Annotated in this window: 27 protein-coding genes and 1 riboswitch; of the genes, 17 read left to right on the top strand and 10 right to left on the bottom strand. The window is 64.2% G+C overall.

Annotated elements, in window-relative coordinates:
* Positions 1–3: 3 nt before the first annotated feature.
* Positions 4–420 (bottom strand): cold-shock protein, encoded by a 417-nt coding sequence (locus ACHIRB_RS27460; protein ID WP_199705543.1) that lies wholly within the window; start codon positions 418–420, stop codon positions 4–6.
* 154 nt (positions 421–574) lie between these two features.
* Between ACHIRB_RS27460 and ACHIRB_RS27455 the strand changes: the two genes are divergently transcribed.
* The 3 genes from ACHIRB_RS27455 (at position 575) to ACHIRB_RS27445 (ending at position 2,333) form a co-directional block, all read left to right on the top strand.
* Entirely contained in the window at positions 575–802 is a 228-nt protein-coding gene (locus tag ACHIRB_RS27455) for a hypothetical protein (RefSeq protein ID WP_395114809.1), read from the top strand.
* Positions 803–836: 34 nt separating this feature from the next.
* Entirely contained in the window at positions 837–1,208 is a 372-nt protein-coding gene (locus ACHIRB_RS27450; protein WP_395114808.1) for a YccF domain-containing protein, read from the top strand.
* Between the two features lie 298 nt (positions 1,209–1,506).
* Positions 1,507–1,702: riboswitch (cyclic di-AMP (ydaO/yuaA leader) on the top strand.
* A gap of 4 nt (positions 1,703–1,706) precedes the next feature.
* Positions 1,707–2,333, top strand: coding sequence for a resuscitation-promoting factor Rpf1 domain-containing protein (locus ACHIRB_RS27445; RefSeq protein WP_395125079.1), 627 nt, complete (start codon positions 1,707–1,709; stop codon positions 2,331–2,333).
* Between the two features lie 89 nt (positions 2,334–2,422).
* On the opposite strand, the gene ACHIRB_RS27440 is transcribed toward ACHIRB_RS27445, so the two are convergent.
* On the bottom strand, positions 2,423–2,611 hold the full coding sequence (locus ACHIRB_RS27440; RefSeq protein ID WP_199705546.1) for a hypothetical protein: 189 nt from the start codon (positions 2,609–2,611) through the stop codon (positions 2,423–2,425).
* A 59-nt stretch (positions 2,612–2,670) separates the two neighbouring features.
* On the opposite strand from ACHIRB_RS27440, the gene ACHIRB_RS27435 reads away from it, so the two are divergent.
* Positions 2,671–4,959, top strand: coding sequence for a helicase-associated domain-containing protein (locus ACHIRB_RS27435; protein ID WP_395125080.1), 2,289 nt, complete (start codon positions 2,671–2,673; stop codon positions 4,957–4,959).
* 13 nt (positions 4,960–4,972) lie between these two features.
* Here ACHIRB_RS27435 and ACHIRB_RS27430 read toward each other — a convergent pair whose 3' ends face one another.
* The gene (locus ACHIRB_RS27430; RefSeq protein WP_395127805.1) at positions 4,973–5,569 is read right to left on the bottom strand and encodes an LppU/SCO3897 family protein; all 597 of its coding nucleotides are present in this window, start codon (positions 5,567–5,569) and stop codon (positions 4,973–4,975) included.
* Positions 5,570–5,679: 110 nt separating this feature from the next.
* Complete coding sequence (locus ACHIRB_RS27425) at positions 5,680–6,123, bottom strand: LppU/SCO3897 family protein (RefSeq protein WP_395125083.1); 444 nt, start codon at positions 6,121–6,123, stop codon at positions 5,680–5,682.
* 209 nt (positions 6,124–6,332) lie between these two features.
* Here ACHIRB_RS27425 and ACHIRB_RS27420 point away from each other — a divergent pair, with 209 nt between their 5' ends.
* From ACHIRB_RS27420 to ACHIRB_RS27410, 3 genes are all read left to right on the top strand, one after another.
* Positions 6,333–8,003, top strand: coding sequence for a DNA repair helicase XPB (locus ACHIRB_RS27420; protein WP_199705550.1), 1,671 nt, complete (start codon positions 6,333–6,335; stop codon positions 8,001–8,003).
* 67 nt (positions 8,004–8,070) lie between these two features.
* Positions 8,071–8,739, top strand: a complete 669-nt coding sequence (locus ACHIRB_RS27415; protein ID WP_395125084.1) for a DUF3239 domain-containing protein — start codon at positions 8,071–8,073, stop codon at positions 8,737–8,739.
* Positions 8,740–8,782: 43 nt separating this feature from the next.
* A complete protein-coding gene (locus ACHIRB_RS27410) occupies positions 8,783–9,421 on the top strand; it encodes a LysE family translocator (RefSeq protein WP_395118804.1) in 639 nt (212 codons plus the stop codon).
* On the opposite strand, the gene ACHIRB_RS27405 is transcribed toward ACHIRB_RS27410, so the two are convergent.
* Together ACHIRB_RS27405 and ACHIRB_RS27400 are read right to left on the bottom strand one after the other, a co-directional pair.
* Positions 9,418–10,296 (bottom strand): hypothetical protein, encoded by an 879-nt coding sequence (locus ACHIRB_RS27405; protein WP_395118802.1) that lies wholly within the window; start codon positions 10,294–10,296, stop codon positions 9,418–9,420. The genes ACHIRB_RS27410 and ACHIRB_RS27405 overlap by 4 nt on opposite strands.
* Positions 10,297–10,347: 51 nt before the next feature.
* Complete coding sequence (locus ACHIRB_RS27400) at positions 10,348–11,337, bottom strand: LLM class F420-dependent oxidoreductase (protein WP_395125108.1); 990 nt, start codon at positions 11,335–11,337, stop codon at positions 10,348–10,350.
* A 35-nt stretch (positions 11,338–11,372) separates the two neighbouring features.
* Between ACHIRB_RS27400 and ACHIRB_RS27395 the strand changes: the two genes are divergently transcribed.
* Together ACHIRB_RS27395 and ACHIRB_RS27390 are read left to right on the top strand one after the other, a co-directional pair.
* A complete protein-coding gene (locus ACHIRB_RS27395) occupies positions 11,373–12,281 on the top strand; it encodes a sigma-70 family RNA polymerase sigma factor (RefSeq protein WP_307829697.1) in 909 nt (302 codons plus the stop codon).
* Positions 12,282–12,316: 35 nt separating this feature from the next.
* Positions 12,317–13,498, top strand: a complete 1,182-nt coding sequence (locus ACHIRB_RS27390; protein ID WP_395125085.1) for a pyridoxal phosphate-dependent aminotransferase — start codon at positions 12,317–12,319, stop codon at positions 13,496–13,498.
* Here ACHIRB_RS27390 and ACHIRB_RS27385 read toward each other — a convergent pair.
* Positions 13,491–14,135, bottom strand: coding sequence for a LysE family translocator (locus ACHIRB_RS27385; protein WP_395125086.1), 645 nt, complete (start codon positions 14,133–14,135; stop codon positions 13,491–13,493). The genes ACHIRB_RS27390 and ACHIRB_RS27385 overlap by 8 nt on opposite strands.
* Positions 14,136–14,285: 150 nt before the next feature.
* On the opposite strand from ACHIRB_RS27385, the gene ACHIRB_RS27380 reads away from it, so the two are divergent.
* The 5 genes from ACHIRB_RS27380 to ACHIRB_RS27360 all read left to right on the top strand — a co-directional run bounded on the left by ACHIRB_RS27380 (position 14,286) and on the right by ACHIRB_RS27360 (position 17,007).
* Positions 14,286–14,417 (top strand): hypothetical protein, encoded by a 132-nt coding sequence (locus ACHIRB_RS27380; RefSeq protein WP_395125087.1) that lies wholly within the window; start codon positions 14,286–14,288, stop codon positions 14,415–14,417.
* Positions 14,414–14,824, top strand: coding sequence for a hypothetical protein (locus ACHIRB_RS27375; RefSeq protein WP_395125088.1), 411 nt, complete (start codon positions 14,414–14,416; stop codon positions 14,822–14,824). Before ACHIRB_RS27380 ends, ACHIRB_RS27375 begins: the two co-directional genes overlap by 4 nt.
* A 209-nt stretch (positions 14,825–15,033) precedes the next feature.
* Complete coding sequence (locus ACHIRB_RS27370; RefSeq protein WP_395125089.1) at positions 15,034–15,783, top strand: DsbA family protein; 750 nt, start codon at positions 15,034–15,036, stop codon at positions 15,781–15,783.
* A complete protein-coding gene (locus ACHIRB_RS27365; RefSeq protein WP_395125090.1) occupies positions 15,780–16,346 on the top strand; it encodes a vitamin K epoxide reductase family protein in 567 nt (188 codons plus the stop codon). The genes ACHIRB_RS27370 and ACHIRB_RS27365 overlap by 4 nt, the downstream gene beginning before the upstream one ends.
* A gap of 28 nt (positions 16,347–16,374) precedes the next feature.
* Positions 16,375–17,007: an alpha-ketoglutarate-dependent dioxygenase AlkB gene (locus ACHIRB_RS27360; protein ID WP_395125091.1), complete on the top strand. Its 633-nt coding sequence runs from the start codon at positions 16,375–16,377 to the stop codon at positions 17,005–17,007.
* Here the strand turns inward: ACHIRB_RS27360 and ACHIRB_RS27355 are convergent.
* The gene (locus tag ACHIRB_RS27355) at positions 16,973–18,067 is read right to left on the bottom strand and encodes a 3-deoxy-7-phosphoheptulonate synthase (protein WP_395125092.1); all 1,095 of its coding nucleotides are present in this window, start codon (positions 18,065–18,067) and stop codon (positions 16,973–16,975) included. The genes ACHIRB_RS27360 and ACHIRB_RS27355 overlap by 35 nt on opposite strands.
* A gap of 264 nt (positions 18,068–18,331) precedes the next feature.
* Between ACHIRB_RS27355 and ACHIRB_RS27350 the strand changes: the two genes are divergently transcribed.
* From ACHIRB_RS27350 to ACHIRB_RS27340, 3 genes are all read left to right on the top strand, one after another.
* Entirely contained in the window at positions 18,332–18,769 is a 438-nt protein-coding gene (locus ACHIRB_RS27350; protein ID WP_395125093.1) for a MarR family winged helix-turn-helix transcriptional regulator, read from the top strand.
* Between the two features lie 49 nt (positions 18,770–18,818).
* A complete protein-coding gene (locus ACHIRB_RS27345) occupies positions 18,819–19,241 on the top strand; it encodes an organic hydroperoxide resistance protein (protein WP_199705565.1) in 423 nt (140 codons plus the stop codon).
* A gap of 133 nt (positions 19,242–19,374) precedes the next feature.
* Positions 19,375–20,367 (top strand): ABC transporter substrate-binding protein, encoded by a 993-nt coding sequence (locus ACHIRB_RS27340; protein WP_395125094.1) that lies wholly within the window; start codon positions 19,375–19,377, stop codon positions 20,365–20,367.
* On the opposite strand, the gene ACHIRB_RS27335 is transcribed toward ACHIRB_RS27340, so the two are convergent.
* Positions 20,368–21,657, bottom strand: a complete 1,290-nt coding sequence (locus ACHIRB_RS27335; protein ID WP_395125095.1) for a SidA/IucD/PvdA family monooxygenase — start codon at positions 21,655–21,657, stop codon at positions 20,368–20,370.
* Positions 21,657–25,184 (bottom strand): non-ribosomal peptide synthetase, encoded by a 3,528-nt coding sequence (locus ACHIRB_RS27330; RefSeq protein WP_395125096.1) that lies wholly within the window; start codon positions 25,182–25,184, stop codon positions 21,657–21,659. The genes ACHIRB_RS27335 and ACHIRB_RS27330 overlap by 1 nt, the downstream gene beginning before the upstream one ends.
* Positions 25,185–25,299: the final 115 nt, after the last annotated feature.

Genomic DNA, 25,299 nt, shown 5'->3' with positions numbered 1-25,299 from the left:
GCCTCAGCTGTCGAGTTCGCGGGCGACGCCGCGGACGACTTCGGAGATCCGCTGTGCGGTCTTGCGATCCGGGTACTTGCCCTTGCGCAGGTCAGGCTGCACGGTCGCTTCGAGCAGCGTGATCATGTCTTCGATCATCCCGTGCAATTCGTCGGCGGTGTGCTTGCGCGCGACGGGTTCCTTGCGGACTCCGCCGTTGGCCTGCCGAATCGTCGGGGCCGGTTCGAGGACCTTCAAACTGAGCGCCTGGGGTCCGCGGCGGCCTGCGGCCATACCGAATTCGACGCGCTGTCCGGGCTTGAGCAACTCGACTCCCTGCGGCAGCGCCGAGGAACGGACATAGACGTCCTCGCCTTCGTCCTGCGATAGGAACCCAAAGCCCTTTTCGACGTCGTACCACTTCACCTTGCCGGTCGGCACCGCAGCTCACCCGTTCATTTCTAAGAGGACACAGTCAGGTTTGCACAAATCAGGTCTGCACAAATAGGAACGCGCCCCGCCTTGTTGCGCAGGACGCGAATACCAAAGTCTACCCGCAGTGCAGAGTAGCGGCACACCCATTTACCGTTGACTCGTGGCCACCGAACCGGACTCGACCAGACCTCCCGTTCTGCTGGTCGGTGCGACGATCCTGTTCGTCGTCGGCGTCTGCGCGATCGGTGCGATGTTCGTCGTTGCGGCGGTGACCTCGGACGCTCCGCCGGATGCGCTGTATGCGGCTACACTCGCCGCGCCACTGGGTCTGCTGCTCGCTGTTGTGTACGCGCTGCAGTCCGGTCGGCGATCCCGAAACAAGAAATAGGCGCCACAACCAGACGAACTCGAAGGAGTCGGCTATGCGAATGCTGCTGAACATCATCTGGTTGCTCTTCGGCGGCCTCTGGCTCGCGATCGGGTACTTCTTCTTCGGCATTCTGTGCTGCATTCTCATCATCACGATCCCGTTCGGCCTCGCGTCGTTCCGGATCGGTGTGTACGCGCTCTGGCCGTTCGGCAAGACGATCGTCGAGCGCCCGACGTCCGGTGTGGCCTCCCTGATCGGCAACGTCATCTGGTTCATCGTCGCCGGCATCTGGCTGGCGATCGGCCATCTTGTGACGGCGTTCGCCATGGCGATCACCATCATCGGAATCCCGCTCGCCATTGCCAACCTGAAAATGATCCCGGTCTCGCTGATGCCACTCGGCAAGGACATCGTCGACGCCTGAGAAGATGGGGTACCCGGGTCGGGTATCCATCGTCCGAAGGATTGGTTTCGCGACACCGATAAACTGTGATCTTCGTCACATCACGCCGGCATCACGGTCGTACACCAAGTCGTTACGAGTTAGGACACGCCGTGTCTAGCTGCGGAGAGGCAAAATGCCGCACTCCGTTACCCAAAATTGTGTATGCGCGCGAACCGGTTACCAAATAGTGATTTTTGCCGCCCATAGAAGTACGGTCATGACCGGCCGGAAGTTCGGCCGAAGTCCGGCCCGCCGCGCCAAACCCCGTCCCGCGGGCCCCGGACACCCGACGAATTACGAGGGACGGGAGCGGGGGACCCAACTTCCCCACAGGGACAACTGGAAAACGGTTCGAAAACTTGAACCCTTCCTAGGGGTGAAGCCAGAAACGCTCTCGAAAAGAGCGCCGAGGCCGGGCGACCTCTCAGCCCGAACCCGACAGCTGACCTCGCAGGCGCGGACGGAGAGGACAGACCAATGAGCAGTGGACGTCACCGCAAACCGACCACCACCGGCCGCACCGTCGCCAAAGTTGCCGTCACCGGCGCCATCATGGGCACAGCAGGTGTGGCCTTCACAGGCACCGCAAATGCGGCACCCGACAACGACTGGGACCGTCTCGCACAGTGTGAGTCCGGCGGCAACTGGGGCATCAACACCGGCAACGGCTACCAGGGTGGCCTGCAGTTCTCGCCGAGCACCTGGACCGCACACGGTGGCGGCGAGTTCGCCGCCTCGGCCAACCAGGCTTCGCGTGAAGAGCAGATCGCAGTCGCCGAGAAGGTTCTCGCGACGCAGGGCTGGGGCGCATGGCCCTCCTGCTCGTCGAACCTCGGCTTGAGCAGCGGCCCGACGCTGCGGACCGCTCCGACCCCGAGTGCACCGCAGTGGGCACCGTCCGCTCCGAGCACCGCCGCCAGCGCCAATGCCAGCGAGCAGGTGTTCGACGGCATCGACAACACGATCGAGGCAGTTCAGAACAACGGGATGCCACTCCCCTCACCGTTGCTCGACGCATACAACGCCGTGAAGAACTCCGGCATCAATCTGGATCCGGCGCTGGTGAACTTCTACCAGTCCAACAAGGGTCTGCTTCCTCAGTAGTCCTCGCACACAGCGAAACGGCGGGCCCGCATCGAAAGATGCGGGCCCGCCGTTTTCGGTCTTGCTCAGATTTTGTGCTATTCGCCGACTCAGCGATTGATGACAGTGTGCGGGTGAACGTAGGGCAGGTCCTCGACGGGCAGAGGGAATTCCGTGTCCTCGCCGAACGGTGACAGACCACCGGATCGCGACGACGAAAGCTCGGTCACGGCGACTTCGCCCTTCGGAGTCTTAGGCCACCCCGGATCGACATAGTTCTTCTTCACGTTGTTAACCACGAGCCTATTTTGACACGAGCCACAGCTACGCACAGCACATGTATCTAATCTGGTACCTGATGACCGCCACCGACCGTGCCGCAGGCACTACAGATACCGACAGCTTGGCAGGGTGGCTGGCGAGGAGTTCCGATGCCGAACTGATCGAACTCCTCCGCCTGCGGCCGGACCTCACCGTTCCGTTGCCCGCTTCCATGGCCGTGCTCGCCAACCGCGCCGAACAGCGCGCCTCGGTCCTGCGTGCGGCCGACGAGCTGAATACGCTCGCGCTGGCAGTGATAGAGGCGCTTGCCATCGAGAACGCCCAGGCCGTCGCGGTCGATCCAGCTCGTGTTGCGGAGGCCATCGGCGATCGCGCGCCAAGAAACGCGATCGACGCCGCCATCGAGACGCTTCGATCGCGTGCGCTCGTGTGGGGTGAGCAGACGCTGCGCATGCTTCCGGTCGCCGTCGAGGTCGTGCCATGGCCGATCGGCCGGTCGCTCGAACCCGTCGTCGCGATGTCGGCCGAGGACATCGCCGCCGCCCTGAGTGGACTCTCACCCGGCGAGCGCGCCCTGCTCGATCGTCTGGCGGTGACGGCGCCGATCGGGCGGACGAAGGACGCTGCACCCGGAACGCCGAGTGATCGTCCTGTGCAGCGACTGCTCGCTCTCGGCCTGCTGACCTGGGTCGACGAGCAAACCGTCGAGTTGCCGCAGCAGGTCGGGCAGGTGCTGCGCGGTGAGCCGGTATCCGACCTCAGCACGCTGATGCAGCCTGCGCTGCACACCCGCAAGCACAAGGCCGCCGAGGTCAACGGCGTTGCAGGTGGTGAGGCACTCGAACTGCTGCGGCACTGCGCCGATGTCATCGACGCGCTCGGTGAACTGCCCGCGCCTGCACTACGCGCCGGTGGCATGGGCGTTCGGGAACTTCGGCGGATCGCCAAGCGAATCGGCGTCGACGAGGATCGGGTCAGCCTGCTCGTCGAGTTGCTCGTCGCAGCGGGGCTGATGGCAAGCGGCCGACCCGACCCGGCACCACCCGGCGACGGCGACGACTTCTGGGCACCGACGGCCGCCGTCGACGCCTGGCTCGACGCACCACCCGCGCGACGCTGGCACACCCTCGCAGCGGCGTGGCTGGACCTGGCTAGGCGACCGTGGTTGATCGGGATGCGAGACGCGAACGACAAGCCGATCGCCGCGCTCTCCGACGAGGTACGAAGCGCCATGGCGGCCCGAGATCGGCGGCTCATTCTCGAGCTGACGGCCGAACTCGGCCGTGGCGAGGGTGTGGACGCCGCGGACGTAGCTCGTGCACTCGCGTGGCGCAGACCGCGCTGGGCAAACCGGTTCACCGTCGGCGCCGTCGACAAGACCCTCACCGAGGCGACCGCACTCGGTGTGATCGGTCGCGGCGCACTCACCTCGCCAGGTCGCGCCCTGCTCCACGGCGGCGACGCCGAAGCAGAGATGGAATCGGCACTTCCGCCACCGGTCGACTATGTCCTCGTGCAGGCCGACCTGACCGTCGTCGCTCCCGGACCCCTCACTCCCGAACTGCAGGAACGCATCTCGCTGGTCGCCGATCTCGAATCGGCGGGCGGCGCGACGGTCTACCGCATCGGCGAGACCAGTGTCAGACGAGCACTCGATGCCGGCGCGACCGCGTCGGAGTTGCACACCCTCTTCGCAACCAAGTCGCGGACCCCGATACCGCAATCGCTGACCTACCTGATCGACGACATGGCACGTCGACACGGCCAACTGCGGGCAGGGATGGCGGAATCGTTCATCCGCTGCGAGGACCCTGCGCTGCTTGCCCAGGTGCTCGCTACCCCGATTGCCGAAGAACTCGCGCTTCGAGCCCTCGCCGCGACCGTCGCGATCTCGCCCGTCCCGCTGAACGAGCTGCTGGCAGGTCTGCGCCGGGCGGGCTTCGCGCCGGCGGGCGAGGACTCTTCGGGCGTGATCGTCGACGTGCGCAAACGTGGCGCCAGGATCGTCAGCAAGCGCCTGCGCCCCCAGCTGCGTACTCCTGCGGTTCCGACCGACGACCAGCTTGCGAACCTCGTCGTCGAACTTCGAGCCGGCGATCGCGCCGCGAAAGCCAATCGCGGCAACGGTGTTCGATCCGACGGCTCGCGCGCGTCCGGTGCGGCGACGATGGCGCTACTGCAATTGGCGGTTCGGGTGCGCCGCAGCGTGAGCATCGGCTACGTCGACGCGCAGGGCATCGCGACCAACCGGATCGTCGAACCGGTGAAAGTCGGTGGCGGCCAATTGGATGCGATCGATCCGGCAACGGGTGCGGTCCGGCATTTCACGCTGCACCGGATCTCGTCGGTCGCGCTGGTCGATTGAGCCGACGCGCCCGCTAGGCGTATGCGAGGCAGTAGGTGAGTTGCGGGTCAGGGAACGCGAGGAACTGGACGTCGTCGGGTCCGCACACACTCTCGTCCTCGACACCTTCGGCCTTCGTGGTCACCCTGTAGGTGGCGGCAGGGTCCGAACAGGCAACGTAGGTAAGGACATTCGTGAGCGCGTCCTCCTCGTAGCAGTTGCCTTCCCGCAGATTCTCGTACAGGCAGAGGAAGAAGGTCGTCGTCGACCCTGACGTTTCGGTGTAGGTCGTGTACGCGTCCGAGGGACATGCCACTTCGGTCGAGTTCGACGAGTAGATCTTGTACGTCGCGTCGTCGGCCGAGCAGTCTCGCGGTTCGGTATCGGCCTCGGTCGACGAGGCTTTGTTGATTCGGATGCAGGAACCGACCTCGGACGGTGGCGCCTCCGCGGAAGTTGTTGTGCGCGAAGAAGACTTGGGAGTGCTCGCCTTCCCCGACGGCGGCGCGGAGGATGCCCGCGTCGATGTCTGCTCGGCCGAACTCTTTTCGGCAACAGGCTTCGGGTCTACTTTCTGACACCCGGTCAGCAGGGCAAACACGAACAGGCACAGTGCAGTTGCGGCCGTCACGAGAACGGTGGACCTACGTCGTCGCTGCACTGAAATCTCTTTCGCTCGAACCGATCGATCGAGGGCCCCTGCGTACCCCGAGACACTCGGGGCCCTCGATCCGGATGTACTTACGCCGCAGCGTCACCCAGGCAGTAGGTGAGCTTCGGGTCGGGGAACTTCAGGTACTGGACGTCGTCCGCTGCACAGATGGACTCGTCTTCGGTGCCCTCTTCCTTCGTCGTGACCTTGAACTTGGCCGACGGATCGGAGCACTCCGCATATCCGAGAATGTTGGTCAAGGTGTCCTGCGAGTAGCAGCTACCTTCCTTCAGGTTCTCGTAAAGGCAGAGGTAGGCGGTGGTGTCCGAACCGCGCGTCTCGGTGTAGGTCGTGTACGCGTCCGACGGGCACGCGGTCTCTGTCTCGTTCGTCGAGAAGATCTTGTAGGTCGCCTTGTTGTCGGCGCAGTCGAGGGGCTCGGTCTCTGCGTCGGTTGCGGAAGCCTTCTTGATCTCGATACAGGTGCCCGCCTCGGCTTTGGCGGTCTCTGACTTCGATGAACAGCCGATCACAAAAAATCCGACCGCCAGCAAAGCTAGAGTCGCAACAACGAGCCGCCTGAGCAGCCCGGATCCCTTGTTTGCCAATGTAGGCCTTTCTCGGAGTTGGACGAGTGTCTTAACGCTCGGCGCAGAATAGCGTGGTGACGTAGTTCGCGCATAGCGCAACCTCGTTTGGACCTGGACAATGGAACGATTACCGCCTATTTAGGAGACTCCACGTGACCGACGGACCGTTGATCGTCCAGTCCGACAAGACACTGCTCCTGGAGATCGACCACGAGTTGTCCGGCGCCGCGCGAGCGGCGATCGCGCCGTTCGCCGAACTCGAACGCGCGCCCGAGCACGTCCATACCTATCGGGTGACGCCGCTGGCGCTGTGGAACGCGCGCGCGGCAGGCCACGACGCCGAACAGGTGGTCGATGCGCTGGTCACCTACTCGCGCTACGCAGTTCCGCAGCCACTGCTCGTCGATATCGTCGACACGATGGGCCGCTACGGCAGGCTGCAACTCGCCAAGAGCCCCGTTCACGGCCTGGTCTTGATCAGCCTCGATCGGGCTGTGCTCGAAGAAGTGCTGCGGCACAAGAAGATCGCGCCGATGATCGGCGCAAGGATCGACTCCGACACTGTCGTCGTGCACGCGAGCGAGCGCGGCAGACTCAAGCAGATGCTGCTCAAGATCGGCTGGCCCGCAGAAGATCTCGCAGGGTACGTCGATGGCGAGGCCCATCCGATCGAGCTGGACTTCGGAACTGACGGCTGGCACCTTCGCGACTATCAGGAAATGGCCGCCGATTCGTTCTGGGCAGGCGGATCCGGTGTCGTCGTTCTTCCGTGCGGTGCGGGCAAGACGATGGTCGGCGCCGCAGCGATGGCAAAGGCGAAAGCGACGACGCTCATTCTGGTCACCAACACAGTGGCAGGCAGACAGTGGAAACGTGAGTTGATCGCACGCACATCGCTCACCGAAGAGGAGATCGGCGAGTATTCGGGCGAGCGCAAAGAGATTCGCCCAGTGACAATCGCCACATATCAGGTGATCACACGCAAGACGAAGGGCGAGTATCGGCACCTCGAGCTCTTCGATTCGCGCGACTGGGGATTGGTCATCTACGACGAGGTGCACCTGCTGCCCGCGCCCGTGTTTCGGATGACGGCAGATCTGCAATCTCGTCGCCGGCTCGGGCTGACGGCCACGTTGGTCCGCGAAGACGGGCGCGAAGGTGACGTCTTCTCGTTGATAGGCCCGAAACGATACGACGCGCCGTGGAAGGACATCGAGGCCCAGGGCTGGATTGCGCCCGCCGAGTGCACCGAAGTTCGCGTGACCCTCACCGACGCCGAAAGAATGTCCTACGCGGTCGCCGAGCCTGAGGAGCGCTACAAACTCTGTTCGACGGCACGAACGAAAATCCCTGTCGTCCAGTCGATTCTGGCGCGCCACCCCGACGCGCCCGCACTCGTCATCGGCGCCTATCTCGACCAACTCGACGAATTGGGCGAGGCACTGAACGCGCCGATCATCCAGGGCTCGACGAAGACGAAGGAACGCGAGGAACTCTACGATGCCTTCCGGCGCGGCGAGATACCCGTTCTGGTCGTGAGCAAGGTTGCGAACTTCTCCATCGACCTGCCGGAAGCATCTGTTGCAGTGCAGGTTTCGGGTACTTTCGGGTCGCGTCAGGAAGAGGCGCAACGCCTAGGGCGACTGTTGCGACCCAAACACGACGGTGGTCAGGCGCACTTCTATTCGGTCGTTGCTCGGGACACGCTCGACGCGGAGTACGCGGCGCATCGCCAGCGGTTCCTTGCCGAACAGGGTTATGCGTACCGGATCATGGATGCCGACGACCTGCTCGGCCCGACGATCGGATCGACCGACGCCTGACCCGAACAACCGTGCCCGCACAATAAAGGCCTGCGTCGGTGACGGCTGCTCGTGCTAGGAATGAAAGGTGCGACGCTTCGAGTTTGCAGTCGACCGGGGTCATGCGAAGGCAGTCAACGAAACCATCGCGGACGTTCGTCGTTTACGCATGGCCGCGATCGTGCTCGCGGTCGTACTCGGTGCTGCAACTGCCGTTCTGATCTCGCTCGATCATCCGTGGTCCTACATTCTCTCGGTGGTGTTCGCGATCGGCGCCGCCACCTCGCTGTGGGTCGCGATCTGGGCACCTCGCCGCGTCGGTAGCATCGAAAAGCTCTATGCGGAAGGTCCTTTGGTCGCGGCGGTGGTGTCCGAAACCCGTTCCGACGGACTCACGCTGCTCGCCCTCGTCGACGTCGGACTGCCGGACGCGGCAGGCGCTCGCTACGCATTCGTCACGCGTAGCGTGCGCTCGCTACCCGGCCACAACGCGACGCCGGGTGAACGCGTGCCGTCGGTATCGGTTCTGGCCGACCGGACGGTTCTGCCCACCGGCGACACCTGGCAGCAGGTACGGCCGATGCCGATCGCGTGGGGTACTCGCGACGGCGAGGTCATCGCGCGGGCGATTGCCGCGATCGACGACGCCGAGTGGCAACTGCTTGCAGACAATCTCTCGGTCAGCGATAAGGTCCGCCGGGCCGAGCACAATCACCTCTTCGTCAACCCGAAGGATCTCCCCCCGGAACTGCGCTGAAATCCTGTCGCGACCGGTACGCCGCCGCCGCTACTCTGACCCGATGGTTCCGACCGCACACCTACTCGCCTTTCTCGCCGCGGCCTTCGTGATCATCGTGATCCCCGGCCCGAGCGTGCTGTTCACAGTCGGCCGGGCGTTGGCGCTCGGTCGCCGTGCCGCGTTGCTCACCGTGATCGGAAACGGCGTCGGATCAGCGGTCCCACTGATCGCCGTAGCCGTCGGCCTCGGAGCGATCGTCGCGGCCTCGGCGATCGCGCTGACGATCGTCAAGCTTGCCGGTGCCGCGTACCTGATCTACCTGGGCATACACGCATTCCGAGATCGCAAATCGTTGGCAGCCGCCTTCGGCACGCAAGTCGATCCCGTAGCGAACGGCCGGGTGTTCACCCAAGGCGTCGTCGTCGGGATGACGAACCCGAAAACGATCGTGTTTTTCGCCGCGGTCCTACCGCAGTTCGCCGACCCGGATTCACCCATGTTGTCGGTGCAACTACTGGTCCTCGGCACCATGTTCATCCTGATCGGCTTCGTCTCCGACGGCGCGTGGGCGCTCCTGGCAGGAACGGTTCGAACGTGGTTCGCGAAGTCCCCCAAACGGCTCGAAGCGGTCGGCGCCGCGGGCGGCGTACTCATCATCGGAGTCGGCGCCACGCTCGCTGCGTCGGGAGCGAAGAGCTAGTCGTCGTCCGAGCCGTCGTCGTCCGAACCACTGTCGTCGGCGCTGAGGTCGTCGAACATCCTGCGCACTTTCGTCTCCCACTGCTGAGCCCGTTCCAGATCGCGGTCCGCACGCTTGGCCGTGTCGGTGGCGACCTTCTCGGCGCTACGTGCGAACTGCCGCTCTTGCTCCGCACGCTCTAGTTCGTCCTTCAACTCCGCGATTCGCTGTTCGACGTCTTCGACGGCGGCGCTCGCCTCGGCAGCTTCCTCCTGTGCCGATGCCGCGGCGGTCGTCGCGTCGGTCAGTGCGGCGGTGGCCTCGTCGAGTTCGGCGCGGGTCGCCTCGAGTAGGGCGCTCCGATCCCGTTTCGGCTTGGGCGCAACTCTTTCGGGAGCTTTGCCGCCGACTACGGTCAACCCGGCGGGGCCGAATCCTTCGTAGTTCGCGGCCGTCACGATCCGACCGAGACGCACCTGCTCGGCGATATCGTCGTCGGCCATCGCCGCGTGCAACGTCTGCCCGACCTCGCGAAGCGCATCTTCGCCCACATCACGGCCACGTTCCTGGGCCAACTCGCCTGCTTTGCGTGCCAGCTTTCGAACGATCTGCTGACGCTGAGTCGTGAGCCTGCGAAGTTCCGCACCCGAGAGATGCCGTTGCGCCTCACGAAGGGCAGCGCCGAGTTGTAGCACTGCGTCGATGTCGTCCGGGGTTTCCCAGGCGAGCAGATTCACCAGCCACCCGACAGTTGTCGGCTTGCGGAACTTCCCGATTTCGGTCGCCAGCTCGCGGTCGCCTTCTTTGCGAGCCTGCGCTGCCCTGGCTTTCCGAACTTCGATGAAATCGGCCGGGTCACCGCCGTACAGCTCGTTGGCGACGTCGTCGATGTCCACAGAGCCATCCTGTCACCAATGCCGTCGACTACTGCGCAAGTTCGGCGCCGATCAGCGCAGTGCCGGCAGCACCTCTCGTTCGAACAGCTCGATACCCGAGGTGTCGAACGCCGCTTCGGGAAAGTTGAAGATCGCGTAGCCGAGACCAAGATCGCGCATCTCGCTCAGCTTCTCGACAATCTGCTCGGGCGTGCCGACGGCTGCCGAACCATCGAAGGCGCCTGCTGCGCCGGCAGCGGCTTCCCGGCCGATGATCGGCTCGACGCGTGCCTTGAACGCCGACAACCGCTCGGCCACTTCGGCTTCGGTGGACCCGATGGCTACGTTGTAGTTGGCCGAGCGGACGATGGCGTCGAAGTCGGTGCCGACGGTCGCGCAGTGCTCTCGCAGATTGTCGGACTTGTGCGTGAATTCTTCGGGGTTTCCGGCGAAGTTCGTGTACTGCGCGTACTTTGCTGCGATCTTCAGCGTCACCTTCTCGCCGCCACCCGCGACCCAGATCGGAATACCGCCCTCCTGCAAAGGAAGTGGTCTGACGATTGCGCCATCGACCTGGTAGTACTTGCCGTCCAGCGTCGCCGAACCCGTGGTCCATGCTTGCCGAAAAATCTGCACACCCTCGTCGAGGCGGCCCAAACGCTCACCGGCAGAGGGGAACCCGTAGCCGTAGGCACGCCACTCGTGCTCGTACCAGCCGCCGCCGATACCCATCTCGACGCGTCCACCCGAGATCAGGTCGATCGTCGCGGCCACCTTCGCGAGATAGGCCGGATTGCGATAGCTCATCGCGGTACACATCTGACCGAGGCGGACCCGCGACGTCGACGCAGCGAACGCAGACATCAGCGTCCACGCCTCGTGGGTCGCTTCGTCCGTCGGCATCGGCACCGTATGGAAGTGGTCGTACACCCAGATCGACTCCCAATCCGGGTTGGCGTCAGCGCGTTGCGCCAGATCTCGCATCACCGCCCACTGGTTGGCAGGGTCTATGCCGACGAGGTCGAGGCGCCAGCCTTGCGGTACGAACATTCCGAAGCGGATAAATTCACCCTACTGCTTGTCCGTAGTATCGCCCTGTGGCAGCAGCTCTCGCCTTGGCGCAAACTTTCGAATCCCACCGCGGCCATCTACTCGCAGTCGGCTATCGACTCACCGGCAGTGTCACCGACGCCGAGGACGCGGTCCAGGAAAGCTGGCTCCGTCTCGTGACCGTCGAGCAGGACCAGATTCGAGACCTACGTGGCTGGCTGACAACCGTGGTCGGGCGAATCTGCCTCGACCGCTTACGCTCTGCCGCAATCCGTCGGGAAAGCTATGTCGGGCAATGGCTTCCGGAACCCGTCGTCGCTCCCCTCTCGTCCTCCTACGAACCGGACCCACTGCAGGTCGTCGTCGCCGACGAGGACAACCGCCTCGCGGCCCTCGTCGTACTCGACACGCTCACACCCGCCCAACGGGTCGCTTTCGTATTGCACGATGCGTTTTCGGTGCCGTTCGACGAGATCGCCGACATCCTCGGAGTGACCATCGAAACAGCACGCAAACTCGCTTCCCGCGCACGCAAGGCCGTCTCGGCGACCCCACCAGCCGTTCCACGCGAAGAGCACGCAGCTGCGGTGGAACGGTTTCTCGCAGCGATGGCGAGCGGAGACATGGCTGCAGTGATCGCGGCTCTGCATCCGGACGCCAGGACGACCGGCGACGCGAACGGGACGACGAGTACCGCGATCAACATCGTCACGGGTGCCGTCAAGATTGCCAGGTTCTTCATGGGGCTCGCCGAGAAGTTCGGGCGCGACCCACTGCTGTCCTATACGCCGGTCATGGTCAACGGCGAACTCGGCATGTATCAACCGGGGACAGCGGGCGACGCCGCTCATCCGCCCATCCCATCGCGAGTGATGGGGTTCACCGTCCGCGACGGTCTCGTCGCCGCGACCTACGACATGGCGAACCCGGAGAAGTTGTCCGGCGTGCGACTCTGAGCGGTCGCAGCGGTCCACCCGGCTAGGCTCGAGCCATGTCGCAAGCGTCGGGGTCCACCTCTCGAACGGTCGCACGATTGCAGCCGTTCTCGTCGACGATCTTCGCTGAGATGACCGAACTCGCAGTGCGGCACGCGGCGGTCAACCTCGGTCAGGGGTTTCCCGACTCCGACGGTCCGGCAGCCATGCTGGCGGTCGCGCGGCAATCGATCGCGGACGGTCTCAACCAGTACCCGCCCGGTCGCGGTATGCCTATGCTGCGCAACGCAATCGCGGCGGATCGAGCCACCCGCTACGGCACTTCCTACGACCCGGCGGACCAGGTGCTCGTGACTGTCGGCGCAACCGAGGCGATCAGCGCCTCGGTACTCGGCTTGGTCGAACCCGGCGAAGAGGTCGTCTTGATCGAGCCGTTCTACGACTCCTATGCCGCGGCAGTTGCGCTGGCGGGCGCGGTTCGACGCAGCGTGTCGCTCGTGAGCGACGGTGCGGGTTTCACACTCGATGCGGATGCACTGCGTGCGGCGATCACACCGAACACGCGGATGATCATCGTCAACTCACCGCACAACCCGACCGGCGCGGTGCTGAGTCGCGACGACCTTGCCGCCATTGCCGAGGTGGCCTGCGAGCACGACCTCCTTGTTCTGACGGACGAAGTCTACGAACACCTCGCGTTCGACGACCGGTCTCACATCTCGATCTCGACACTGCCCGGCATGTACGAGCGGACGATCGTAGTGTCCAGTGCGGCAAAATCTTTCAGCTGTACGGGCTGGAAGATCGGTTGGGCATGCGGACCCGCGGATCTCATCGACGGCGTCCGAGCCGCGAAGCAGTTCCTGACATTCGTCGGAGGCGGACCGTTTCAGCCTGCTGTTGCCTACGCCCTCGAACACGAGCAGGCGTGGGTCCGCGGGCTACGCGACGAACTCCAGATCAAGCGTGATCGCCTGTCGAAAGCATTGACCGACACCGGTTTCGATGTGAAACGCAGCGAGGGTGGCTACTTCGTCTGCGCCGACGTCACCCCACTCGGAGTCGGGGACGCACTGGCATTCTGCCGAGAGCTTCCCGATCGGATAGGCGTAGCCGCTGTGCCGGTGAGTGCCTTCGCCGAGGACTTCGACAAGTGGAATCGGCTCGTGCGCTTCACCTTCTGCAAAAAGGACGAGACCCTCGACGCCGGGATCGAGCGGCTGACCAGGCTCACATAGCGGCGGGTCGAGCGCGGTCCGTCGCAAGTGTGATCGCGAGACCGCCGAGCACGGTCCCCATGGCGAAGCGCTGCACCCGCAACCACGAGGGTCGACGGGTGAGGAAACCCGAGATGGTCGCTGCAGCAAGCACTATCAGCGCGTTCACCGTCAGGGCTACGCAGATTTGCACACTTCCGAGCGCCAGACTCTGCAACCACACCTTGCCTGCGTCGAGATCGACGAACTGCGGGATCAGGGCAAGGTACATGATCGCGATCTTCGGATTCAGCAGATTGGTCAGCAGCCCCATTGCAAACAGCTTTCGATCCGAATCGATCGGCATGGCCTGCGGAGCGAACACCGAGGTCCCGCCCGGCCGCAACGCCTGCCAGGCGAGCCAGAGCAGATATGCCGCGCCGGCGAACTTCACCGCTAGGTACAACTCGGGCACAGCGATGAACACCGCTGCGATACCAACCGCGGTCGCGGTCATGTACACGAGAAATCCGACAGCCACACCGCACAGCGAGACCAGGCCAGCGCGCCGCCCCTGGGTGATGCTGCGCGATACCAGGTACATCATGTTGGGTCCCGGCGTCAGCACCATTCCGAGTGCAACGGCTCCAACACCGAGTACTGCAGTCGTTGTCAGCATGAGGCCAAGCGTTCCAGCCGCTGGACCCTTTGTCGCAGTCCAGTTGCAAGGTAGTGGCCATGCGTCGAAGGCCGACGGCCCACTGCGACGATCCTCCTCGTTCACGAGACTACTAATTCGTGTAGTAGCGATCGCTGTATCGTGAATGGGGTGAATAACCCCGAGGTCGACGCTGCGCGCTTGCGTGGCGCCGCCGTCGGGGCTTGGTCGGCGGCTATGGCTGTCGCAGCTCACGGCTTCGCAGGTGGCGGAATCCCTGGCGAAGCTCGATCGTCGCGTTGATCCTTGCCTGCGCCGCGATCGGTACCGCGGTAGGTGCGGCAGTATCGAGCGGGCGTAGGTACCTCGTCCTTGTCGTCGCTCTGTGCGCCGGCCAGCTGGTCGGTCACTTCGCACTCGTTCTCACCGAAAGCCACGCCCACGGCGGCAACTTCTCGCTGCTGATGCTGGCATCCCACGTCGTCGCTGCCGCTGCCTGCGCGGCGCTGATCTGCAGCGCCGAGCGCCTGTACTGCGTCGCCGCATCCACCCTCGACCAGTTGATCGTCGCGACGTCGGCTCCGGTCCCCGTCGTCGGCCCGCTGCGCACTAGTCCCCCGCTGTATCGCCCCTCGGTTGTCCTACGGCTGCTGGTCAGCGCCGGAGCCGGCACCCGCGGGCCGCCGACCTCGCGAGCACTTTCCGCCTGAGGCGGGCTACTTCTTCGTCCGGTCCAACTCGATGCGACCGGATCACGCCGTTGCAGCGCTATGCCGCGACGCGTTCTCTGCTTCGACCCTTTCGGCGCGCCACTGCCGTGCGCCATGGGTCACCCGCTGCTCGACGAGCCCCCACCGCGATGCCCGTCTGCACACTCGAAACGTTTTACCTACCAATAGTTTTCATCGAAAGGCACACCATGAACACCAGTTCCGGCAAGCGCGGCCCGTTGGCAGTTGCGGCGCGCAAAGATCGCAACCGCAAGATCGCGATACAGGCCGCGATTGCCCTTGTCCTCGTCGCCCTCGTCGTCGCGATCGGAATTTCGGTCTCTCGCAAGAGTTCCGACAACAAGGCAGAACAGACCGCGGCGCCGACAACCACCGAGTCGACCGCTGCACCCTCGGTTCTCACGCCTGACGGTGCCATCAGAATCGGCGATCCAGCCGCCAAGGTGGTCGTGTCGGCAATCGAGGACTTCCAGTGCCCTGCCTGCAAGCAGTTCGAATCGATGACCGGCCCGACGTTGTCGGATCTCGTCGCATCGGGAACTGTTGCGGTCGACTATTCGCCCATTGCCATACTGGATCGTATGTCGTCGACAAACTATTCGACTCGCGCCGCGAATGCCGGCTTCTGCGTAGTCGAGGCAGACAAGACGGCCTGGCCGGCGTGGCACCAGGCGATGTTCGAGGCACAGCCCGAGGAGGGTGGCTCCGGCCTGACCGACGAACGCCTCGTCGAACTCGCAACGGCAGCAGGAGCATCCGATCCTGACGTCGCGCAGTGCATAACGTCGATTCGCTACGGAACCTTCGTCGGTACCAATACCCAGACTGTTCTAGCAAGCGGCGTCACCAGCACACCGACCGTTCGCGTCAACGGCGTTGCGCTTCGCAACCCGACCCCGGACGCGTTGCGTGCAGCCGTCACCGCGGCCCAACAGTGACAAGCGTTCGATCAGGTTCGGGGTGGCTGCTCACGATCGGTGGGCTCGTAGGCCTGACGGCCGCGGCCACACTGACCTACGAGCGCTGGAAGATCACCGCGGACCCGGGTTACATACCGTCGTGCAGCATCAACCCGGTGCTGTCGTGCGGCACGGTGATGACGACGCCACAGGCATCGGTGTTCGGCTTTCCCAATTCGCTGATCGGCATCGTCGGCTTCACCCTCGTCGTCGCGATGGGAGCGCTCACCCTCACCGGCGTGACACTGCCACGCTGGCACTGGGTGGGGCTCTGGATCGGCAGCCTGCTGGGCACCGTATTCGTCTGCTGGCTGATCTTTCAAAGCCTCTACCGAATCGGCGCTCTGTGCCCTTACTGCATGGCGGTCTGGCTGGTGACGTTGCCGATCCAGACCGTCGCGTTTCATCGAGTCGCCGAAGGCCGCGGCGGCGTTGTGAAAGTGATCGACGAGTGGCGCTGGACGATCGCCGCGGTCTGGTTCGCGATCGTTGCGGTCATGGTGTTCGTGCGGTTCGAGGACTATTGGACAAGTCTTATCTGACAGCTTCACGCGCGGTATCATCGAACACATGTTCGTAACGCATCAAGCGTCGCTGTTCGATGTCGAGCCGTCCGGCCCGACGATCGGCGACCTTGCCTGCGCAATCACCCGCACCCAGTTGAGTGCGGGCGCGTGGGTCGATCACGCGCCCGGCTGGGTGGCCGGATCCGAGGACCTGTTCTCCGATCTGGTCCACAACGTCGCCTGGCGGTCGGATCGCAGGCCCATGTACGACAGGGTCGTAGACGTGCCCCGCCTGCTCTGTTTCTACGATGCCGGGGACCCACTTCCAAATCCGCTTCTCGCACAGGCCCGTTCACTGCTCAGCGAGCACTACGCCAACGAACTCGGCGAGCCGTTCACAACGGCCGGTCTCTGCCTGTACCGCGACGGGTCCGACAGCGTCGCGTGGCACGGCGACACGATCGGGCGCAGCCGCACAGCGGACACGATGGTGGCGATCGTGTCGCTCGGCGATGCCCGCCCGCTCCTACTGCGACCGCGAGCGGGCGGTGCGACGCTTCGTTTCCAACTCGGCCACGGCGACCTGCTCGTTATGGGCGGATCGTGTCAGCGGACCTGGGAGCACGCCGTGCCGAAGACCAATCGCGCTGTCGGACCACGGATCAGCGTGCAGTTTCGGCCCCACGACGTGCGGTGACGGCAGCTGCGAGGGTGTCGAGTTGCCGTGCGGTGGTCGCCCAATCGAGGCAGGCATCGGTGATCGATTTGCCGTAGACGAGGTCGTCGGCTCGGCCGAGTGTCAGGTCTTGCCTGCCTGCTTCGATGAAGCTTTCGAGCATCATCCCGACGACGCGACGCTCCCCCGCCGCAATCCGGCGCGCGACGTCGTCGACCACGTCGACCTGCTTGTTGTGGTCCTTGTTGCTGTTGCCGTGGCTGGCGTCGATGACGATTCGTTCGGGCAGGCCCGCCTTGGCCAGCAGGGCAGCCGCGGCATCGACCGACGCCTCGTCGTAGTTCGGTCCGGTGCTGCCACCACGCAGAATCACATGACAATCGGGGTTGCCGGTCGTCTGGATCAACGCCGCGTGTCCGTTCCGGTCCATTCCAGGGAACACGTGGCTTGCCGCCGCTGCCCGGGTTCCGTCGACGGCAACCTGGACGTCGCCGTCGGTGCCGTTTTTGATGCCGACCGGCATCGACAACGCGCTGCTCAACTGTCGATGCACCTGACTTGCGGCAGTTCGCGCGCCGATCGCGCCGTAGCTGACCAGGTCCGCGATGTATTGCGGCGTGATCGGGTCGAGGAATTCGCAGGCAACCGGCAATCCGAGAGACGAGATGTCGACGAGCAACTGCCTGCCGATGCCCAAGCCGGTATTGACGTCGAAGCTGCCGTCGAGGTGCGGGTCGTTGATCAGGCCCTTCCACCCCAGCGTGGTCCGTGGCTTCTCGAAGTACACGCGCATGACGACATGAAGACGGTCGTCGAGGTCGGCGGCTTTGCAGGCGAGGCGCTGTGCGTAGTCGAGTGCGGCTGCCGGGTCGTGTACCGAGCACGGTCCGACGATCACCATCAGTCGGTCATCGTCGCCGTTCAGTACGTCGACGGTTGCGTTACGTCCGGCGCGCACGGTAGCCACGGCTGCGTCGTCGACGGCATGGGCTCGACGAATCTCGTCAGGCGACACCAACGGGCTGATGCTGATGGTGCGCTGATCATCGAGATCACGTGTCGGATCGAGTGCGATTGTCATTTCGGGTTCCTGTTCTCAGGACCGACCCGAAGGAAGATTCGCTACCAAGCGAGCCGGTCTGTCGTCCGGCTCGAGGTGGAGGTGTCAGCGTCGCAAAGCGGTTTCGCCGACCGACCCACCAAGGGCCGGTTCGAGAAACCAAAAATATCCGCGCGACATAAATTGGACTGTACCAGCCGACACATCGGAAGTGTGTCGGTGCCGACCAGTTTTACTGCACCCAACTCTATTGCGCACAATCTAATTGTGGTCTACAGTTTTGACATGGCCAACGACCTCGCTCTCGACAGGCAGTTGTGCTTCGCGCTGTACTCGGCCTCACGGGCCGTGACGGCGACGTATCGACCTATCTTGGAATCCCTCGGCGTCACGTATCCGCAATACCTCGTGTTGCTTGCACTGTGGGAACGTGACGGCCGTGGCGTCAGCGAACTGTGCGACGACCTGAAACTGGACACCGGCACTCTCTCGCCGCTGCTCAAGCGTTTGGGCATGCTCGGACTGGTCGAGCGGCAGCGCCTCTCCACCGACGAGCGCCGGGTGCAGATCACCCTGACCGCCAAGGGCCGCGCGCTCGAAGCTCGCGCTTGCGACATCCCTAAGCGGCTCGGCGAGTCGATGGGCATGACTGCTCGCGACGCCGACGAGCTTCGCGAAACGCTTGTACGACTGACGAATTCGCTCACCACGGCAGCAACCTGAACCCCCGCACGGAACGACCGATAACCCCACAAAGGAAGAGGAAAGAATTATGGCAATCCTGTACACCGCAGAAGCGCTCGCAACCGGCGACGGCCGCAACGGCCACGCCCGCACCACCGACGGCAAGGTCGACGTCGCCCTGTCCGCACCGAAGGAAATGGGCGGCAACGGCGAAGGCACCAACCCGGAGCAGTTGTTCGCGGCAGGCTACGCAGCATGCTTCCACGGCGCGCTCCGCTTGGTCGGCGGTCGTGAGAAGGCGAACATCGCGGATTCGGCAGTCGGCGCGAAAGTTGGCATCGGCCCCAATGATTCGGGCGGCTTCGGGCTCGAAGTAACCCTCGAAATCTCGCTGCCCCACCTGTCGAAGGACGAGGCACAGGCCCTCGCCGACAAGGCACACCAGGTGTGCCCGTACTCGAACGCCACCCGCGGCAACATTCCCGTCACCGTGACGGTTGCCGAAGACTGATTCACGCTTTTCTCCGACACGCGCGGCGACCGCTTCGTCTTGCTCGATCCGACGAAGGTACGGTCGCCGCGCTTGTATCGTCACCAGTGGCACATACCGGCAACCACCGAGCTGACGTCGCTGAGGAGTTCTTTTGGGTACCCGCGTACCAGGATCGCGTGTTCTGCGACTGCGCGGCGTTGTACTCGCTGCACTGTTGCTTGTGCTGGCTACCGCGTGCGACACGCATTCGAGCGACGGTGGTTCCGACGCGGACGGCAACTCCGACCGCACCGTCACGATCGGGCACTCCAAAGGCAAGACCAGCGTCAACGGCATTCCGAAGAAGATCGTGACGCTCGGGACCCAATGGCTCGACGCTGCACAGGTTCTCGGTGTGACTCCGATCGGCTATATCGACAACGTGGGCAGAGCGGCCGGTGCAACCAACTCGCCGTGGGAGCCTCCTTCGCTGCAAAGTGCGACAGCGATCGATCCAGCAGGCGACGTGGTCGCCCAGGTCGAGGCTCTCGATCCCGATCTGATCCTCGTCACCAGGTTCGGCCCCGACGAGTACGACAAGCTGAGCAATATCGCGCCGACCATCCCCGAACTTCGGAGCTCCGAGGTGGACTCGTGGGGCGAGCAGATCGATATTCTCGGCAAGATCCTCGACAAGCAGGGCCAAGCCGCGTCGGTCGCGGCGAACATCAACGGCCGCATTGACGCGATTGCCGCGAAGAACCCAGGACTGAAAGGCAAAACCTTCGTCACGACGTTCCTGTCGTCGCCAACGCGGATGGATGTTCTCGCGGACCCGCAAGACGGCGCGAGCGTCCTGTTCACCCGGCTCGGCATGACGCTGCCCGAAAAGCTTGTCACCCAAGTCGGCCCGACGGGTCGCGCAGCGTTGCCACCCGAACGACTCGTCGACCTGAACACCGACCTGCTGGTCGCCACGTCGACCCCCGAGATGACCGACCTTTTCAAGGCCCTACCGGGGTACGACACACTGCCGTCCGTCCAGAAGGACAGCATCGTCTACCTCGACGTCGCCGCCGGAACAGGACTCAATCAGCCTTCGCCGCTGTCGATTCCGTACGTCCTCGATCGTCTCGAAGCCGGCCTGGCCAACGCCGCCAAATAGTCAGGCGTCACGCAGCGCCCGCGCTGCTTTTCGCGAGCGCGTCGACCCTTCGACGACATCGCTGCGTAGCACTCGGTCCGACAACATGCCGAGGCAACTCAGATTCGGAAATCCCGGACCTTGGGACACACCGGCGAGGTTCGGCAGGAACAACTTCGGCGTCATGGACTCGACGGAAAGGTCGTAGCCGATGGACGCCTCGATGCGCTCCTGGGTGATCTCGCTGCCGACCGACAGTTCGAGTACATCGGCGGCGTCCTGATCCATGAGGTCGACGAACCACAGCGGCTGACCGCCGGTGGCGTCGACCACCAGATCGAAGGTGTGCGTGCGATCCCCACGCGTGCCGTTGTTCAACGTCAACGCGAGCAGGTCGCCGTCGGACTTCGCGCGTACGACCCGGCCCTGCAGATGCGAGACCCTGTTGTCGCCTAGCAGCGTTTCCTGAACGCGGACCGAGAAGACTCCCCGATCGGTCCGCCGGATGACGTCCCGTTTCTCTTCGTTGGTCAGCGCGATCCACTTCGTCGGGTCGCTGTACAGCGAGTTCTCGAAATAGCTTTCGCCACGCGTATAGAGGGTCGCCATCGGCGAGACAACCGAGATGCTCATCGCGTCGTGCCGTGCCAGTTCGTCGAGCACCGAACCTGCGGTTTCACCGCCACCGATGACGGCTGCGCGCGACGAGAGCGGCAGTTGCCTGCGGCCTGCCAGATCCCAGAACTCCGCGACGCTCAGCATCCGAGGATGTTTGTAGAGTGCGCTCTTGCTGCTGCCGGGACCGGTGATCATCAGCGCATCACCCTCGCACTGGATGGTCTGCCCGTTGGGTCCCTCGACCGTGAGCGACCACTCGCCGGTATCGCACGACATCGACCTGACCGAGCCGACGACCAACTCCAACTGAGCCTTCTTCGCGACCCACTGCAGGTACTTCGCCCACATGTGATGCTGCGGACTAGGTCGGCCGCGGTCGATCCACTCGGTGAAGCCGCCGTGATCGACGAGAAAGGACGTCCAGCTGAACGTCAGCATCTTCTCGTTGATCTCGCGGTTGTGGCCCTGAACGAGATTCGAGCGGTACGGGAACCCGATGTCCTTCTCCGGGCTTGTGCCGAGGCGATGGTTGCCGTCGGTCCACCCACCGCCCGGCAGCCAGTTGCCGCCGACCGCGTGTTGCTCGATCGCGACCACACGTGGCGCTGGATAACCGAGCTCCTCGAGAACCGACGCCTTCGCCGCTACCGCAAGCGCTTTCGGTCCGGCACCGACAACGAGAAGGGTGTCCATCAGCGCTGCCCGCCCGCCGCGTCGACGGTCTCGAGTTCGTGAGTGTCCATGGCCGCGATCTCGAGATAGATCTGCGCGACCTGTTCGAGTCTGGTTGGGCTTTCCCCTGCCGCCACGTCGCTCGCGATCAGTCGGGTTGCCAGTGCCGCAACCGTTCGGGCGGCGAAGATGTCCGACACGACGGCGTTAGATGCGTCGAGCCAATCCCGGATCCGCGCAATGATAGTCGTCGCAAGGACGGAGTCGCCGCCGAGTGCGAAGAAGTCGTCGTCGACGCCGACTTTCGTCCCGCCGAGCACCTCGCTGACGATTGCTGCGAGCGCACGCTCCAGCTCGGTTCGTGGGGCGACAAAGCTGTTGGCATCGTCCTCGGCGGTGAAGAGAGCCGTGACCGCTCGGCGGTCGAGCTTGCCGTTCGATGTCAACGGGAACACGTCGAGAATCTCGATGCGACCGGGAATCATGTAGCGCGGCAGCAGATCTCCGAGTGCTGCACTGATCTCGTCCGAAGTGACGGACCCGTCCGTTGTGACCGCTGCCGCCAATTTCGGCGCAGCTTTACCTACGACGACCGCTACGGCGAGGCCAACGCCGTCGATTGACCGCAACGCGCCCTCGATCTCGCCGAGTTCGATCCGGTAGCCACGAATCTTGACCTGATGGTCCGCACGCCCGAGGAATTCGAGGGTGCCGTCCGGGAGATATCTGGCGAGATCTCCTGTGCGATACCAGTTCTGACCTTGATGGGTGAGAAACTTCGCTGCCGAGCGTTCCGGATCGTTGCGATATCCGAGCGCGACGCCCGAGCCACCGACCCACAGTTCACCCGCGACCCAGTCAGGACAGTCGTGACCGGTCGGACCGACGACGCGGCAGGCCACATTGTCGAGCGGAGTACCGAACGGCACCGCGATCCAGTGCGGATCGACCCCGGCAGCGCCTGCAACCTCACAGACCGAGAAGTGAATGGCCGTCTCCGTCGCACCACCCAGACCGGCGAACCTGCAGGTCGGCACCTGCTGCTCCAACCGGCCCGGCAGATCGACGCCGACCCAGTCGCCGCCGAGCAGCACCGCACGAAGCGAATCGCCGAGTCCGCGTTCGAGTCCGGCACTGCTGCCGACCGTCAGCAGCATGTTCAGCATGCTCGGTACGCAGTTGAGGATGCTGACGCGGTATCGGTTGACGAGAGCGACCCATTCGTAGGGGTTTTCGCGCGTCGCCTCATCCATCGCGACGACAGCACCACCCGCGGACAGCAATCCGAAGATGTCGTAGACCGAAGCGTCGAACTCGAGGGCCGCCAGTTCGAGTGAACGATCGGCCGGGCCGACGTCGAAGCGGCGGTTGCAGTCGTCGATCGTGTTCATCGCCGCGCGGTGCGGGACGTCGACACCCTTGGGAGTGCCCGTCGACCCTGACGTGAACAGCACGTAGGCGACGCTCTCGGTGTCGGGAATTACCGGTTGTGCCAACGGCTCCGGGTATGTCACCGCAGTCGCGAGGGGTAGCGCTGGAATGCCGACGCCGCGGAACTGCTCACTGTCGTGGCAGATGGCCGCGATGACGCGACCCGTCTCGAGTATCTGGGTCCGTCGCGCGACGGGCTGGTCGAAACCGATCGGAACGTAGGCCGCACCTGAGGCGAGCACGCCGAGTACCGCGACGATCTGCCCGGGACCTTTCGGCACCTGCACCGCAACAGCATCGCCGACGCCGACACCGTCGGCCTGCAATGCGCCTGCGATTGCGAGCGCTTCGGCAGCGAGGGCTCCGTAGGTCTTTCCGCCGGTCTCGCCCCACAGCAGCGCGGGCGCATCGGGATTCGCCGCAGCGTTGGCGAAGAAGCCTTCGTGCAGTGCTCGTCCGGTTACCGGTGCCGCCGTGTCGTTGACCCGACGCCTGACCGCGAACTGATCGAGCGGCAACGACGGGGTCGCTTGCGCGGTCCACCCGGCAGCACCGTTCGCGAGCCGATCGATCGCGGTTGTGTACTGCGCGAACATCGAGTCGACAACACCTGCGGGGAAGGCGGATTCGCGAACGTCCCAGTTGAGCAGCAGCCCACCGCGGACCTCCGTCACCTGCGCATCGAGCAGCACCTGGGGACCCTGCGACACGATCCAGACCGGCTCACCGAAAGTGTCGGCGACCGAATCCGCGAACAGTTCACCGAGATTCAGCGCACTGGTGTAGACGATCGGAGCGAGCACCTGTTCGCCGCGATGTCTGCCGAGATCCCGCAATACGTCGAGGCCTGAGTAGGCAGCGTGGGAACCGTTGGTATGCATCGTCTTCTGCAGTTCGCGGGCCCGCTCGAGCACACTGCATTCGGCGGAAACATCGACGTCGACCATGATCGACGAGGTGAAGTCGCCGACGATTCTGTCGACATCGGGATGCAGCGACTCACGTTGGAAGAGTGGAAGATTGAGCAGGAATCGCGGTTCGGCAGACCAGCGACCGATCGTTTCGGCGAAGACCGATGCCAGCGCCATCGCGGGTGTGACGCCGCGATCGTGCGCTGCGGCCAACAGGGCATGCTTGGCCTCGGGTGCCAACCAATGGTGGTAGCGGACCGTCTTGTTCGGGTCGGTCCGGTCGGCCTCGGGGACGACCGGGAGCGCAGGCGCGGCAGGCAGTTCGGAAAGTCTGCTCTGCCACCACTGCCTGTCCCGCTCGCGAGCGGGCGCCGGATTCTCGGCCTTTGCTGCGAGGTACTGCCGATACGTGTATCCACTTGCCGCAACCTGGCGGCCGGCATACAGCTCGGCGAGGTCCGCAACGAGTAGGCGGTAGCTCATCGCGTCGGCTGCAAGCATGTCGACGTCGAGGTGCAGGCGAGTCTTGCCGTCCGGGAGCAGGGTAAGCGTCAAGTCGAGCACCTGGCCGTCCTCGACGGCGAGCCGTTGATGCGACTTCTCGTCGCGAAGCTCCGCGAGCTGCGCGGCAACCTCGTCGGCCGCGAGGTCGCGCAGATCGACGACGGCGAACACGGGTCGACCGGGCACCGCGAGGATCTGTTGCGTGCCGTTGGGAAGGAACTGAGCCCGCAGCATCGGATGGAGTGCGACCAACTCGGATACCGCTCGCTCCAAGGCAGCCGCGTCCACACCGCCGCCGTCGAACTCGACGTAGAGATGGGCGGCCACACCACCGAGCGCTTGGCTGTCGGTTCTGCCGATCCAGAAGGCGTGTTGCATCTGCGCCAGCGCGAACGGCTCGGCGTCGGCTTCGGGGGCGACGACCGGCTCGACCGCTTCCGGCTCGCTCACCGGTTCGGCTACGTCACCGGCAAGAAGTGCGTACCACGCATCGACGGTCGGTGCGGCCGCGAGCTGGGCAAAGTTGACGTCGAGCCCACGCTTGCGCCACCCACCTGCGAGTTTCATCATGCGGATCGAGTCGAGCCCGAGCTGGATGAGGTCGTCCGCAGTGGCGATGGTGTGCGCCGGTTCGCCGAGTTGCTTGGCGACCTCGTCGCGAATGCTTTCTCGATCGATCCCGGCTCTGCCTGATTCAGCCACCACACACTCCTCGACAATCCTGGTCCGTAGAGGACCGGTCCGGCACCACGACCACAGGGCACCAGCGGCAATCCTAACCGAATGTCGTAGGGTTGCCTTACCTTGGTTTCAGATC

This window comes from Antrihabitans spumae (assembly GCF_043944905.1).
GTDB lineage: Bacteria > Actinomycetota > Actinomycetes > Mycobacteriales > Mycobacteriaceae > Antrihabitans > Antrihabitans spumae.
This window is presented reverse-complemented; position numbering and strand designations above follow the sequence as displayed.

Coding starts and splice junctions, on each gene's coding strand:
- ACHIRB_RS27445 (WP_395125079.1), top strand. CDS start 1,707: ATGAGCAGTGGACGTCACCGCAAACCGACCACCACCGGCCGCACCGTC.
- ACHIRB_RS27355 (WP_395125092.1), bottom strand. CDS start 18,067: ATGACAATCGCACTCGATCCGACACGTGATCTCGATGATCAGCGCACC.
- ACHIRB_RS27435 (WP_395125080.1), top strand. CDS start 2,671: ATGACCGCCACCGACCGTGCCGCAGGCACTACAGATACCGACAGCTTG.
- ACHIRB_RS27350 (WP_395125093.1), top strand. CDS start 18,332: ATGGCCAACGACCTCGCTCTCGACAGGCAGTTGTGCTTCGCGCTGTAC.
- ACHIRB_RS27360 (WP_395125091.1), top strand. CDS start 16,375: ATGTTCGTAACGCATCAAGCGTCGCTGTTCGATGTCGAGCCGTCCGGC.
- ACHIRB_RS27390 (WP_395125085.1), top strand. CDS start 12,317: ATGTCGCAAGCGTCGGGGTCCACCTCTCGAACGGTCGCACGATTGCAG.
- ACHIRB_RS27385 (WP_395125086.1), bottom strand. CDS start 14,135: ATGCTGACAACGACTGCAGTACTCGGTGTTGGAGCCGTTGCACTCGGA.
- ACHIRB_RS27450 (WP_395114808.1), top strand. CDS start 837: ATGCGAATGCTGCTGAACATCATCTGGTTGCTCTTCGGCGGCCTCTGG.
- ACHIRB_RS27345 (WP_199705565.1), top strand. CDS start 18,819: ATGGCAATCCTGTACACCGCAGAAGCGCTCGCAACCGGCGACGGCCGC.
- ACHIRB_RS27335 (WP_395125095.1), bottom strand. CDS start 21,657: ATGGACACCCTTCTCGTTGTCGGTGCCGGACCGAAAGCGCTTGCGGTA.
- ACHIRB_RS27370 (WP_395125089.1), top strand. CDS start 15,034: ATGAACACCAGTTCCGGCAAGCGCGGCCCGTTGGCAGTTGCGGCGCGC.
- ACHIRB_RS27410 (WP_395118804.1), top strand. CDS start 8,783: ATGGTTCCGACCGCACACCTACTCGCCTTTCTCGCCGCGGCCTTCGTG.